The organism is Pseudomonas crudilactis, assembly GCF_013433315.1.
Lineage (GTDB): Bacteria > Pseudomonadota > Gammaproteobacteria > Pseudomonadales > Pseudomonadaceae > Aquipseudomonas > Aquipseudomonas crudilactis.
In genome coordinates this window covers 239,017-252,289 of record NZ_WXVV01000002.1, presented here as the reverse complement: position 1 = coordinate 252,289, position 13,273 = coordinate 239,017, and the positions used below count along the sequence as shown (strand labels likewise).

General features: G+C 60.0%; 10 protein-coding genes. 5 read left to right on the top strand and 5 right to left on the bottom strand.

All coding sequences use genetic code 11. From position 1 onward, the window contains the following. Position 1: 1 nt before the first annotated feature. The 4 genes from GTU76_RS03550 to uvrD all read right to left on the bottom strand — a co-directional run bounded on the left by GTU76_RS03550 (position 2) and on the right by uvrD (position 4,366). Positions 2–409 (bottom strand): SMI1/KNR4 family protein, encoded by a 408-nt coding sequence (locus tag GTU76_RS03550; RefSeq protein WP_008078852.1) that lies wholly within the window; start codon positions 407–409, stop codon positions 2–4. Positions 410–547: 138 nt separating this feature from the next. Further along, entirely contained in the window at positions 548–1,423 is an 876-nt protein-coding gene (locus GTU76_RS03545) for a Tim44 domain-containing protein (RefSeq protein WP_064389632.1), read from the bottom strand. 177 nt (positions 1,424–1,600) lie between these two features. Further along, a complete protein-coding gene (locus GTU76_RS03540; protein WP_180698079.1) occupies positions 1,601–2,041 on the bottom strand; it encodes an EamA family transporter in 441 nt (146 codons plus the stop codon). Between the two features lie 141 nt (positions 2,042–2,182). Continuing rightward, positions 2,183–4,366 (bottom strand): DNA helicase II, encoded by a 2,184-nt coding sequence (gene uvrD, locus GTU76_RS03535; RefSeq protein WP_007912069.1) that lies wholly within the window; start codon positions 4,364–4,366, stop codon positions 2,183–2,185. 257 nt (positions 4,367–4,623) lie between these two features. Between uvrD and GTU76_RS03530 the strand changes: the two genes are divergently transcribed. The 3 genes from GTU76_RS03530 to GTU76_RS03520 all read left to right on the top strand — a co-directional run bounded on the left by GTU76_RS03530 (position 4,624) and on the right by GTU76_RS03520 (position 8,845). Continuing rightward, entirely contained in the window at positions 4,624–7,494 is a 2,871-nt protein-coding gene (locus GTU76_RS03530) for a putative bifunctional diguanylate cyclase/phosphodiesterase (protein WP_180698078.1), read from the top strand. Positions 7,495–7,621: 127 nt separating this feature from the next. Then, entirely contained in the window at positions 7,622–8,488 is an 867-nt protein-coding gene (hexR, locus tag GTU76_RS03525) for a transcriptional regulator HexR (protein ID WP_008078846.1), read from the top strand. Positions 8,489–8,641: 153 nt separating this feature from the next. Next, complete coding sequence (locus tag GTU76_RS03520; RefSeq protein ID WP_008078845.1) at positions 8,642–8,845, top strand: PA3496 family putative envelope integrity protein; 204 nt, start codon at positions 8,642–8,644, stop codon at positions 8,843–8,845. Here GTU76_RS03520 and GTU76_RS03515 read toward each other — a convergent pair. Beyond that, entirely contained in the window at positions 8,787–9,749 is a 963-nt protein-coding gene (locus GTU76_RS03515) for a LysR family transcriptional regulator (RefSeq protein WP_016984010.1), read from the bottom strand. The two genes, GTU76_RS03520 and GTU76_RS03515, sit on opposite strands and share 59 nt — an antisense overlap. 189 nt (positions 9,750–9,938) lie before the next feature. Here GTU76_RS03515 and GTU76_RS03510 point away from each other — a divergent pair, with 189 nt between their 5' ends. Next, positions 9,939–11,354, top strand: a complete 1,416-nt coding sequence (locus tag GTU76_RS03510; protein ID WP_025112637.1) for an acetyl-CoA carboxylase biotin carboxylase subunit — start codon at positions 9,939–9,941, stop codon at positions 11,352–11,354. 11 nt (positions 11,355–11,365) lie between these two features. After that, complete coding sequence (oadA, locus tag GTU76_RS03505) at positions 11,366–13,174, top strand: sodium-extruding oxaloacetate decarboxylase subunit alpha (protein WP_180698077.1); 1,809 nt, start codon at positions 11,366–11,368, stop codon at positions 13,172–13,174. The last annotated feature ends 99 nt before the right edge of the window (positions 13,175–13,273 follow it).

Sequence of the window (13,273 nt, the reverse complement as noted above, 5' to 3'; positions counted from 1 at the left end):
ATCAGCTTTCCAGCCAGACGTCCCGCGCCCAGTGCCACACCGATTCCCAGGACTCTTCGGTGATCAGCTCTTCTTCGCCGGACCACAGCACCACGGTGCCGTCTTCTTCGACGCAGTAGTAGTTCTCACCGTCCTGGCAGATCGGGATCAGGTCACGCGGTACGCCGATGTCCCACGCATTGGCCGCGACATCCGGCAAATAGGTGTGCGATTGCGGGTCGGTGACAGTCACCGGCTCGAGGCTGCCGTAAACCACATCGCTGACGGTCAGCAAAAACTCTTTGAAGACAAACGGGATGTTGATGAAGAGCTCTTCTTCGACTTCCACCAGTTGGTCTTCGTCAGGCAATTCCAAAGGAACCGGCACGGGTTCGTTGGCTTCACGCAGTTGTTCGATGATTTCTTCCACGTCCGGGATCCTCTTGCTTGAATGGCGCGGTTTATATGGGCCGGTTTATACAGTAGCTCGCTATAGATGCAACCGCGAAATAGAAAACCCCAGCCGAGGCTGGGGTTTTTTATTACGGCAGGTGACGCCTGGAAGTGATCAGCCGTTCTGGCGGATACCGGCAACCAGCCAAGGCTGGTTCTCGCCCTGCGGACGTTCCATGTTCCAGCTTTCGCTGAACACTTCGCCCTGGTCGAAGCGCGAGGACTTCGACACACCGTTGAAAGTCAGGGTGGCGATGGTCTTGTCGGCACGGTCATCGACGCCATCCAGTTGCACCTGGAGGTTGTCGATGTAGGTCGACTGGAACGCGTCGCCCAGATCCGCACGCTCACGCTTGAGGAACTCGAGCATTTGCGGGGTCACGAACTCGGCGATCTTGTCCATTTCGTTGGCATCCCAGTGCTGCTGCAGCGACTGGAAGTGGCTGCGTGCAGCTTCAAGGAAGCTCTGCTCGTTGAACCACGCCGGCGCGTTGATCACCGGACGGGCGGCAGCAGGTGCAGCCGAACCACCGAAGATCGAACCCATGGCAGCAGGCTTCTGCTCGAACACTTCACGCTGCATCGGCGCGCCGGCGGGAGCGAACTGCTCCTGTTGCTTGCGTCGACGTGCGGCGATGAAGCGGAAGATCACGAACGCGATCACGGCCATTATCAGGATGTCGAAGATCTGCATGCCCTGGAAGCCGCCGCCCATGAACATGGACGCGAGCAGGCCACCGGCGGCGATACCGGCCAGAGGGCCGAGCCATTTCGAAGCACCGCCGGCCTTGGCAGCAGCGCCTGCGGCACCGGCAGCACCTGCGGTCGCAGCAGCGCCGCCGACACCTGGAGAAGAAGGAGCCATCTGGCTGGTCTGGTGCGTCGGCGCAGCGCCGGCGCTTTTGCCACCACCAAAGCGCTTGGCGTTGGCGTCGAGGCTCATCGTCAGGCCGATGCACAACGCCATGGCGATGCTAAGAAAACGTTTCATAAAGGGAATTCCCGTTTGTGGAGACACGCGCGCCATGTTGCACAGCTGAAGTGTTACTGGCTAGCGAGAGAGTGTTTCGGGCTTTTGCCTGACAGGTTACGTTCAGCTCGGTCGGGGCAATAAGGCCATGTACTTTTGGCTGTAGGAAATCGGGACAGGTTCAGTGAGAAAGCGCGCTTAGCGACGAAACGCCAGCATCACTACACCGGCAGTGATCAGGCCGATGCCGCCCCATTGGCGCAGGTCGAGTTTCTCACCCAGCAGGATCACGCCGAGCACCGCCACCAGTACCACGCTGAGTTTGTCCACCGGAGCGACCAGTGAGGCCGGGCCGACTTTCAACGCGCGGAAGTAGCACAGCCACGATGCGCCCGTGCCCAGACCGGACAACAGCAGGAACAGGTAGCTCTTGGCGGAGATCGATCCCAATGACTGATATTGGCCCGTTGCGTACAAAATCAAGGCCAGGCTGACCAGTACCACGATCGTACGCAGCAGAGTGGCGAAGTCGGAATTGACGTTTTCGATGCCGACTTTGCCGAAGATCGCCGTCAATGCGGCGAAAGTGGCCGAGAGCAGGGCCCAGAATGTCCAGGAAGAAAAGAAGCCTGAGCCCATGGAAATGTCCTTGTTCGATTATCCACCGCCAAACCCTGTGGGAGCGAGCCTGCTCGCGAACGCCGCACCGCGGTCTATCAGATCAACTGCGGTGATTTCATTCGCGAGCAGGCTCGCTCCCACACAAAAGCGAAATCGGCCTCAGATCGCTTCCAGCTTGGCGTAACCGAGCATCAGCCACTTGCTGCCTTCGCTGAAGTTCACCTGCACCCGTGCCTGCGCGCCGGCACCTTCGAAGTTGAGGATTACACCGTCACCAAAAATCGAATGCCGTACCGCCTGACCGAGGCTGAAACCCGTTTCCGGAATCTCGCTGCCGCTGAAAAGGTTGCTGCCGCTCATCGACTGATTACCGCCGAATGGACGGCTGACACTGTTCGACAAACGCACTTCCTGAATCAGACCTTTCGGCACTTCACGTACGAAACGCGAGACCTTGTTGTAGGTCTCGCTGCCGTATAGGCGTCGGGTTTCAGCATAGGTCATGACCAGATTCTGCATCGCCCGGGTGATGCCGACGTAGGCCAGACGCCGCTCTTCTTCAAGGCGCCCGGGTTCTTCCAGGCTCATCTTGTGCGGGAACAGGCCTTCTTCCATGCCCACGAGGAACACGTACGGGAATTCCAGGCCTTTGGCGCTGTGCAGCGTCATCAGCTGAATGCTGTCTTCGTGTTCGTCGGCCTGGGTGTCACCGGCCTCCAGCGAAGCATGGCCGAGGAATGCCGCCAGTGGCGTCAGTTCTTCGTCTTCTTCGGTGTTCTCGAAGTTGCGCGCGGCGCTGACCAGTTCTTCAAGGTTTTCTACCCGTGCCTGGCCTTTTTCGCCTTTTTCCGCTTCGTGATAAGCGATCAGGCCGGATTGCTCGATGACGGTTTGCGTCATCAGGTGCAGCGGCATTTCCATGCACTTGGCGGCGAGATTCTCGATCAGTTCGATAAACGCACCCAACGCACCGGCGGCGCGACCGGTCAGGCCTTTGTTGGCGACCAGTTGGCGCATCGCTTCCCACATCGACACATCGCTGTGGCGCGCGTGATCACGGATGGCTTCGACGGTTTTTTCGCCGATGCCACGGGCGGGCACGTTGATCACCCGTTCCAGCGCCGCATCGTTGCCGCGACCTTCGAGCAAGCGCAGATACGCCATGGCGTTCTTGATTTCCGCGCGCTCGAAGAAGCGCTGACCACCGTAGATACGGTACGGAATGCGCTCGCGCAGCAAAGCTTCTTCGAGAACGCGCGATTGGGCGTTGGAGCGGTACAAAATCGCGATATCGCTGCGGGCCAAGCCGGTTTTCAGCGCGCTTTCGATGGTTTCGACAACGTAGCGTGCTTCATCGTGTTCGTTGAACGCGGCGTACAGATTGATTGCTTCGCCGTCGCCGCCGTCGGTCCACAGCTCTTTACCGAGGCGGCCGGTGTTGTTGGCAATCAGCGCGTTGGCGGCCTTGAGGATGCCGGCGGTGGAGCGGTAGTTCTGCTCCAGACGAATGGTCACCGAATCCGCGAAGTCGGAGGAGTACTGATGAATGTTTTCGATCTTCGCGCCGCGCCAGCCGTAAATCGACTGGTCGTCGTCGCCGACCACCATCAGGCTGTCGCCGCCCTTGCCGAGCAGGCGCAGCCAGGCGTACTGCACGGCGTTGGTGTCCTGGAATTCATCTACCAGAATATGGCGGAAGCGCTTCTGGTAGTGCGCCAACAGTCCCGGATGATCGCGCCACAGGTCGAGGGCGCGCAGCAGCAGTTCGGAGAAATCGATAACCCCGGCACGCTGGCACGCTGCCTCGTAGGCTTCGTAAATGCCGCGCATGGTCGCCAGGTACAAATCGCCGCTGGCCTGAATGTGTTGCGGGCGCAGGCCTTCGTCTTTTTGGCCGTTGATGAACCATTGTGCCTGACGGGCTGGCCAGCGTTGCTCGTCCAGGCCCAGTTCGCGGATCACCCGCTTGACCAGCCGTTGCTGGTCGTCGCTGTCGAGAATCTGGAAAGTCTGGCTCAGTCCGGCTTCCTGCCAGTGCGCCCGCAACAAGCGGTGCGCCAGGCCGTGGAAGGTGCCGACCCACATGCCCGCCGGGTTGATGCCCAGCAACTGCTCGATGCGGTGACGCATCTCGGCAGCGGCCTTGTTGGTGAAGGTCACCGACAGAATGGAGTGGGGCGAGGCGTTTTCGACCTGGATCAACCAGGCGATACGGTGCACCAGCACTCGGGTTTTACCGGAACCGGCGCCGGCCAGGACCAACTGACGGCCAACAGGGGCTGCTACGGCCTGGCGTTGGGCATCGTTGAGGGAATTCAGCAGAAGGGAGAGATCATCGCGCATCGGGGCATTCTAGGGTGCGCCGCAGGCCCGGGCAAACCGAGCTTTGCATTAGCCGATGAAACTCCTGCCGATGACGACCGGTCGGTCACTGGCTACAGGCATCGGCCCGCCGCGCTCCAAGGGTTTCGCGGGTGGCAAAGGGCGGAAAAGTTTCGCTGAAATTGTGATCTGGAGCAGTTTGGCAACCGGAGCTGCTTGTGTATGCTCCGTCCACGTTTCGGGCGCACGCCCTCCTTATAAGAACAAGAACGTTGCCCATGACCCTCAGCTCTGAACTGTCGGGCCCCTCCGTGGAACCCCGGGTTATCCGCAAGCACTATGCCGTCGAAATGGCGGTCGAGCGCACGCGTCTGCTGTATCAGGGCTCGTTGTTGCCCACGCTATTCATGTTGATCAATGGTCTGGTCTGCGCCGCTTTGCTCTGGAGCCCGCAGCGTTACTTTGTGGTAAGCGTCTGGCTGGTGTGGTTGTTGTCACTGGTGGCGTTGCGGGTGATTCAGGTCGCCGCGTTCGACTCGGCCATCCCGGATCGGCAGGCGCAACCGGTCTGGCGGCGGATGTTTCTGCTTGGCTCGACCATGACCGGTCTGACTTTGGCTGGCGCCGGCATCGCCCTGGTGCCCGCCGACAACTTCATGCAGCAGGCCTGGGTGTTCGGCCTGATCGGCGCCGCAACCTTGTCGGCCAGTGTCGCTTACGCGGTGAGCCTGCCGGCGTTTCTTTCCTTTACCTTGCCCTGTCTGTTGCCAGCGATCGGTTATCTGTTCTGGGGCGGTGATGAGCAGGCGCGCGGCTGGGGCTGGCTCGGGTTGATCCTGCTCGGCTCGCTGAGCGTGGTGGCGTGGCAGGTCAATCGCCTGATCGATCGCGGCTTGCTGCGGCGCTTCCAGAATCAGCACTTGATCGAACACCTGCAGCAGACGCAGTCGCGCAGCAAGCAGCTCAATCAGGAGTTGGCCAAGGAAATCGACCACCGGCGCTGTGCCGAGAGCAAGCTGCGTGAAGCTCAGGTCGAACTCGAAGACCGCGTTGCCCAGCGCAGCCGTGAGCTGGACGCGGCCAATCAGGCCTTGAGCAAAAGCGAAGCGCGGCTGGCGCTGGCGTTGAAAGCCAGTGAGTTGGGGCTGTGGGACTGGAATTTGCAAACCGACGAAGTCCACCACACGCAGATTCAGGAACTGTTCGGCCTCGCTCCGGAATACGTCACGGCGCTCCTGCGCGACCTCAAGCCTCGCCTACATCCCGACGATGTGCCGACGCTGAAATACGCGTTGATCGAGCATTTGAAGGGCCGCACCGAGGACTACCAGATCGAATACCGCGTGCGTCACAGCGATGGTCATTGGGTTTGGATCGAGGACCGGGGCCGCGCGGTAGAGCGCAGCGACAGCGGGCGGGTAATCCGCATGGTCGGCACCCGTCGCGACATCAGCGCCAGCAAAAGCCTCGAAGAACAGCAGCGCCTGGCGGCGACGGTGTTCGAAGCGGCCAGTGAAGGCATCGTGATTCTCGACCCAAACTACGCGCTGATCGCGATCAATCAGGCGTTCAGCCGGGTCACCGGTTACGACATCGAGGACATGCTCGGGCGCAACGTTGTCGAGTTGCCGTGCAGCCGCGACGCCCGCCGTCATTACGTGGCGATCCGTCATGCACTGGAGCAGCACGGCAGTTGGCAGGGCGAACTGGTGGAAACGCGCAAGAACGGCGAACTGTATCCGCAGTGGCTGCAACTCAATACGGTGCGTGATGGTCGGGGAAATGTCAGTCATATCGTCGGTTTCTTCGCCGATCTTTCGGCGCGGCGTGAATCCGAAGAGCGCATGCGTTACCTGACCCATTACGACGAACTGACCGGTCTGGCCAACCGCTCACTGTTCCGCGAACGCTTGCACGAAGCGCATCAGCGTTCGCGTCAGGGTCGACGCAGTCTGGCGTTGCTGCACATCAATCTGGATCGCTTCAAGCTGCTCAACGACAGCCTCGGCCATGAGATTGCCGACCAGTTGCTGCAGAAAATGGCGCGCCGTCTGGTCAACGCCTTGCCGGAAGCGGACACCATCGCGCGGTTGTCCGGCGACGAGTTCGCCGTGCTGTTCGATGCCTACGGCAATCTGTCGAGTCTGGCCCGGGTGGCCACGCGCTTGTCGACCAAACTGCGCTTGCCGCTGACCGTGGAAGGCCATGAACTGGTGGTCAGCGCGTCGATGGGCATCAGCATGTTGCCGGACAATGCGCGGGAGATTTCTGCGCTGGTCAGCCAGTCGAACATGGCCATGCAGCATGCCAAGCACCTCGGCGGCAATAACTTCCAGTTCTACACCGAAAGCCTGCAGGCCAGCACCCTTGAGCGCTTGCAGCTGGAAAACCAGTTACGCAAAGCCATCGAAGACAAGCAGCTGAAAGTGTTCTATCAGCCCAAGTTGTGCCTGGAAACCGGACGCTTGAATGCGGCGGAAGCGCTGGTGCGCTGGGATCATCCGACCATGGGCCGGGTGCCGCCGGGGGATTTCATCGGGCTGGCGGAGGAAACCGGTTTGATCGGGCCGATCGGCGAATTCGTCCTGCGTCAGGCGTGCTGGCAGGCCTGCGAGTGGCAGCGCCAGGGGTTGGAGCCGATCCGCGTTTCGGTGAACCTTTCGGTGCATCAATTGCGGCAGGGCAAGCTGGTCAGTCTGGTGCGGCAAGTGCTGGAGGAAACCGGGCTGGCGCCGCACTACCTCGAACTGGAGCTGACCGAAAGCCAGTTGCTCGACAGCGTCGAACACATCATCGCGACGTTCCAGCAACTGCGTGATCTAGGGGTGAAACTGGCCATCGACGACTTCGGCACCGGCTATTCATCGCTGAGTTACCTCAAGCGCATTCCGGTGGATTACGTGAAGATCGATCAGGCATTCATTCGCGGGTTGGGTGAGGGCAGTGAAGATGCGGCGATTACCCGCGCGATCATTGCCATGGCGCATGGGCTGTCGCTGAAGGTGGTGGCCGAAGGCGTCGAGCGCCAGGATCAGCTGGAATTTCTGCGCGCCGAACGTTGCGATGAAGTGCAGGGGTATCTGATCAGCCGTCCGGTGGAAGCTGCCAGTCTGGCCGGGCTTTTGCGCGATCAGGAAAAACCGCTTTAAGGGCTACATGCAGCTCATCGCGCCTGATATGGGGACATCGAGTTACGCATTGAGCAGGCAAAAAGCCAATTCATGTAGTATAACTACAAGCGTGCTACATCCTTGCCCATAAGAAGAGTCCAGCCCCTTGAATCTGCTGCAACACATCGCCCAGTCACGTCACCTGTTACGCAAGTCGGAGCTCAAGGTCGCCGACCACGTGCTGCTTGACCCTGCGGCGGTGATGCACAGCTCCATGGCCGACCTGGCCCACAGCGTCGGCATCAGTGAGCCGACCATCGTGCGCTTCTGTCGCGCCATCGGTTGTTCCGGTTTTCAGGATCTCAAACTCAAACTGGCGCAAAGTCTGGCTGCCGGTGCCAGCTTTGGCCAATTCGCGATCCATGAAGACGACTCGGTCGCCGACTACAGCCTGAAGATTTTCGACACCACGTTGCACACCTTGATGGAGGTTCGCGAGAAGCTCGACCCGATCGAGTTGCAGCGTGCGGTGACGCTGATGTCGCAGGCGCAGCGGGTCGAGTTCTACGGCTTTGGTGCGTCGGGTGCAGTGGCAGCAGATGCGCAGCACAAGTTCTTCCGTTTGCTGCTGACGGCGGCGGCGTATTCCGATCCGCACATGCAGGCGATGTCAGCGGTAACCTTGAAGCCGACCGATGTGGCGATCTGCATTTCGCAGTCCGGGCGTTCCAAGGATTTGCTGATCACTGCCAATCTGGTGCGCGAGAGCGGAGCGTCGCTGATTACCTTGTGCCCGAGCCAGACTCCGCTGGCCGAGTTGTCGACCGTCAATCTGGCGATCGATGTGCATGAAGACACCGAAATCTATACGCCGCTGACTTCGCGTATCGCGCACCTGGTGGTGATCGATGTGCTGGCGATGGGCGTTGCCATGGCGCGCGGGCCGAGCCTGGTCAACCACCTCAAGAGCGTGAAGCGCAGTCTGCGCAGCCTGCGCTTGTCGCCGAAAGCGGCAAAAGCCCTCGACGATTAAGAGCAAAAGATCGCAGCCTGCGGCAGCTCCTACACGGTCAATGTAGGAGCTGCCGAAGGCTGCGATCTTTTGCTTTCTTGCCGGCAACTTTCATCAAACCGTCATCCCCCACGCCTATCGTGAAACTCCCGTAATCGCCTTGGGAGACTCGAAATGGCTCAGCCTTACGAAGAACGCAACAGCGCCGCGAAAACCCGTCGTCAGCAGGAAGACCAGCGCCGCATGGAATTCCGTCGCGCTATCGAAGATCGCTTCGAACTCCGCCAGCTTCAGGCCGAAATCGGCGACTTTCCCGAGATCACTCACTGGCAGGCAGCACCCGCAGCTTCCCGTCGAAGCGCTCAACCAGCGCGCTGATCTGCACGCGTTCGCTGCGGATAAACGCCAGGAAGGCGTGCGCCACCGGTGACAAGCGTTTGGCCTTGGCCTGCACCAGGCACCAGCTACGCAATAGCGGCAATTCCTCAACCGGCAGCTCGACGAGTCCGCCGGTCGCCAGCTCCAGGTTCAGGGCGTGGCGCGTCAACAGCGCCAGGCCCAGACCCGCCTGCACACATTCACGTTGTGCTTCGGCCGAGGCCACTTCCTGGGTCTGGGTGAAGTGCACGCGTTTCTCTTTGAAATATTCCTCGCACGCCAACCGCGTCCCTGAACCGGGTTCGCGAATCAGCAGCGTGTAAGGCTCAAGATCTTGCAGACGCAGTGGCCCCATGTGCGCCAACGGGTGATCCGGGCGCGCCACGGCAACAATCGGGTTGTTCAGGAACGGCAGGAATTCCAGGCCCATGTCCTGCGGCACCATCGACATGATCACCAGATCGTCGCGGTTGTCCGAAAGCCTGCGAATCACCTGGCCACGGTTGACCACGGTCAGTTGCAGATTCACTTCCGGGTGCTGACGTTTGAACGCGGCGAACAGGTGCGGGACGAAGTATTTGGCGCTGGACTCCACTGCGAGTTTCAGCTGACCTTGCAGCGAGCCTTGCATGTCTGACAGCTGCATATCGAGGTTTTCCAAGCGGCCGAAAATGTCCCGGCTGGCGCGCTGAAGTGCTTCGGCAGCCTCGGTCATGTAGAGTTTTTTGCCGACATAATCGAATAATGGCTGCCCGATCAGCTCTTCGAGCTGACGAATCTGTAGGCTGACGGCTGGCTGTGTGAGTGACATTTCCTCGGCTGCGCGGCTGTAGGAGCGTAAATCACACACTTCGTTGAAAATCTGCAATTGGCGCAATGTCATACGCATCAAGGACTTACGCATTTTTACAGGCTCTGACGGCTGGCGGATGTTTCAACTATAAGTCTTTACTTATGCCTAACCCAATTTTTATTCATTTTTGTTAATCCCTCATGAGCGCTAGTGTGGACCTGCGACTAAATTGAAACATTTGGTCACGCGTCGACCTGGGTCTAGCAGGTCGTGGTGCCACCGGCTCAAGGGAACCTCCAAGTGATAACAAAGATCCTGATCGCCAACCGTGGTGAGATTGCCGTACGAATCGTGCGAGCCTGCGCCGAAATGGGCATTCGCTCGGTTGCGATTTTTTCCGACGCCGACCGTCATGCGTTGCATGTGAAGCGTGCGGATGAGGCCCACAGCATCGGTGCCGAGCCACTGGCCGGTTACCTGAACCCGCGCAAGCTGGTGAACCTCGCCGTCGAAACCGGTTGCGATGCACTGCATCCCGGTTACGGTTTCCTCTCGGAAAACGCCGAGCTGGCTGATATCTGCGCTGAACGCGGGATCAAATTCATTGGCCCGTCGGCAGAAGTCATCCGCCGCATGGGCGACAAGACCGAAGCGCGCCGCAGCATGATCAAGGCTGGCGTACCAGTCACGCCGGGCACCGAAGGCAACGTGGCCGACATCGAAGAAGCCTTGGCCGAGGGCGACCGCATCGGTTACCCGGTGATGCTCAAAGCCACCTCCGGTGGTGGCGGTCGCGGTATCCGTCGCTGCAACAGCCGCGAAGAACTCGAACAGAATTTCCCTCGGGTGATTTCCGAAGCGACCAAGGCCTTCGGTTCTGCCGAAGTGTTCCTCGAAAAATGCATCGTCAATCCCAAGCACATCGAAGCGCAGATTCTCGGCGACAGCTTCGGCAACGTCGTGCACCTGTTCGAGCGTGATTGCTCGATCCAGCGCCGCAACCAGAAACTCATCGAAATCGCCCCGAGCCCGCAATTGACCCCGGAACAGCGCGCCTACATCGGCGACCTGTCGGTACGTGCGGCGAAGGCTGTTGGTTACGAGAACGCCGGCACCGTGGAGTTCCTGCTCGCCGAGGGCGAGGTGTACTTCATGGAGATGAACACCCGGGTGCAGGTGGAACACACCATCACCGAAGAAATCACCGGGATCGACATCGTCCGCGAGCAGATTCGCATCGCCTCCGGTCTGCCGCTGTCGGTGAAACAGGAAGACATTCAGCACCGTGGTTTCGCGTTGCAGTTCCGCATCAACGCCGAAGACCCGAAGAACAACTTCCTGCCGAGCTTCGGCAAGATCACCCGTTACTACGCCCCAGGCGGTCCGGGCGTGCGCACCGACACAGCGATCTACACCGGCTACACCATCCCGCCGTTCTACGACTCGATGTGCCTGAAACTTGTTGTGTGGGCACTGACTTGGGAAGAGGCGATGGACCGTGGTCTGCGGGCGCTGGACGACATGCGTCTGCAAGGCGTGAAGACCACCGCCGCGTACTACCAGGAAATCCTGCGCAACCCGGAATTCCGTAGCGGCCAGTTCAATACCAGCTTCGTTGAAAGCCACCCTGAACTGACCAACTACTCGATCAAGCGCAAACCCGAAGAGCTGGCCCTGGCCATCGCCGCCGCCATCGCCGCCCACGCAGGCCTGTGAGGAATACAACAATGTCCAAGAAGATCTTTGTCACTGACACCATCCTGCGCGACGCTCACCAATCGCTGCTCGCCACCCGCATGCGCACCGAAGACATGCTGCCGATCTGCGACAAGCTCGACAAAGTCGGCTATTGGTCGCTGGAGTGCTGGGGCGGCGCGACGTTCGACGCCTGCGTACGCTTCCTGAAAGAAGACCCGTGGGAGCGTCTGCGCCAACTGCGCGCGGCACTGCCTAACACGCGTCTGCAAATGCTCCTGCGCGGCCAGAACCTGCTGGGCTACCGCCATTACAGCGACGACGTGGTCAAAGCCTTCGTCGCCAAAGCTGCGGTCAACGGCATCGACGTGTTCCGCATCTTCGACGCGATGAACGACGTGCGTAACCTGCGCGTGGCCATCGAAGCAGTGAAAGCCGCCGGCAAACATGCCCAGGGCACTATCGCTTACACCACCAGCCCGGTGCACACCATCGATGCGTTTGTGGCACAAGCCAAGCAAATGGAAGCCATGGGTTGCGACTCGGTGGCGATCAAGGACATGGCCGGTCTGCTGACCCCGTACGCCACCGGTGAACTGGTTCGCGCACTGAAAGCCGAGCAGTCGCTGCCAGTGTTTATCCACTCGCACGATACTGCCGGTCTGGCGACCATGTGCCAGCTCAAGGCAATCGAAAACGGTGCCGATCACATCGACACCGCGATCTCCAGCTTCGCGTCGGGCACCAGCCACCCGGGCACCGAGTCGATGGTCGCGGCGCTCAAGGGCACCGAGTACGACACCGGTCTGAACCTTGAGCTGCTGCAAGAGATCGGCTTGTACTTCTACGCCGTGCGCAAGAAGTACCACCAGTTCGAAAGCGAATTCACTGCCGTCGACACCCGTGTGCAAGTCAACCAGGTGCCGGGCGGGATGATCTCCAACCTCGCCAACCAGTTGAAAGAGCAGGGCGCGCTGAACCGCATGGCCGAAGTGCTGGCGGAAATCCCGCGTGTACGTGAAGACCTCGGCTTCCCGCCGCTGGTGACCCCGACTTCGCAGATCGTCGGCACTCAGGCGTTCTTCAACGTGCTGGCCGGCGAGCGCTACAAGACCATCACCAACGAAGTGAAGCTCTACCTGCAAGGCGGCTACGGCAAGGCGCCGGGCGTGGTCAACGAGAAACTGCGTCGTCAGGCGATCGGCAGTGAAGAAGTTATCGATGTACGTCCGGCCGACCTGCTCAAGCCGGAAATGACCAAGCTGCGTGCCGACATTGGCGCACTGGCCAAGTCCGAAGAAGACGTACTGACCTTCGCCATGTTCCCGGACATCGGTCGCAAGTTCCTCGAAGAGCGTGCCGCCGGTGCCCTGACCCCTGAAGTGCTGCTGCCGATTCCTGAAGCTGGCGGAGTGACAAAAGCGGGCGGCGAAGGCGTACCGACCGAGTTCGTCATCGATGTGCACGGTGAAACCTACCGCGTCGACATCACCGGTGTCGGCGTCAAGGCTGAAGGCAAGCGTCACTTCTACCTGTCCATCGACGGCATGCCGGAAGAAGTGGTGTTCGAACCGCTCAATGAATTCGTCAGCGGTGGCAGCAGCAAACGCAAGCAAGCCTCGGCACCGGGCCACGTCAGCACCACCATGCCGGGCAACATCGTCGATGTGCTGGTCAAGGAGGGCGACACCGTCAAGGCCGGCCAGGCTGTGCTGATCACCGAAGCAATGAAGATGGAAACCGAAGTCCAGGCAGCGATTGCCGGCAAGGTCAACGCGATTCATGTGGCCAAGGGGGATCGGGTCAACCCGGGCGAAATTCTGATCGAGATCGAAGGCTGAGATAACCGCCGCGATTCAACGCTTTAAACCTCGGGGGGGCATGTGCTCCCCTTTTTTTTCATGTGGAGTTTGTGTGCATCACATGAGGCCTATGTGGGA

What these genes read in the sequence shown, in the direction of transcription:
- GTU76_RS03530 (WP_180698078.1), top strand. Translation starts at nt 4,624, where the DNA reads ATGACCCTCAGCTCTGAACTGTCGGGCCCCTCCGTGGAACCCCGGGTT.
- GTU76_RS03515 (WP_016984010.1), bottom strand. Translation starts at nt 9,749, where the DNA reads ATGCGTAAGTCCTTGATGCGTATGACATTGCGCCAATTGCAGATTTTC.
- GTU76_RS03540 (WP_180698079.1), bottom strand. Translation starts at nt 2,041, where the DNA reads ATGGGCTCAGGCTTCTTTTCTTCCTGGACATTCTGGGCCCTGCTCTCG.
- GTU76_RS03545 (WP_064389632.1), bottom strand. Translation starts at nt 1,423, where the DNA reads ATGAAACGTTTTCTTAGCATCGCCATGGCGTTGTGCATCGGCCTGACG.
- oadA (WP_180698077.1), top strand. Translation starts at nt 11,366, where the DNA reads ATGTCCAAGAAGATCTTTGTCACTGACACCATCCTGCGCGACGCTCAC.
- GTU76_RS03520 (WP_008078845.1), top strand. Translation starts at nt 8,642, where the DNA reads ATGGCTCAGCCTTACGAAGAACGCAACAGCGCCGCGAAAACCCGTCGT.
- uvrD (WP_007912069.1), bottom strand. Translation starts at nt 4,366, where the DNA reads ATGCGCGATGATCTCTCCCTTCTGCTGAATTCCCTCAACGATGCCCAA.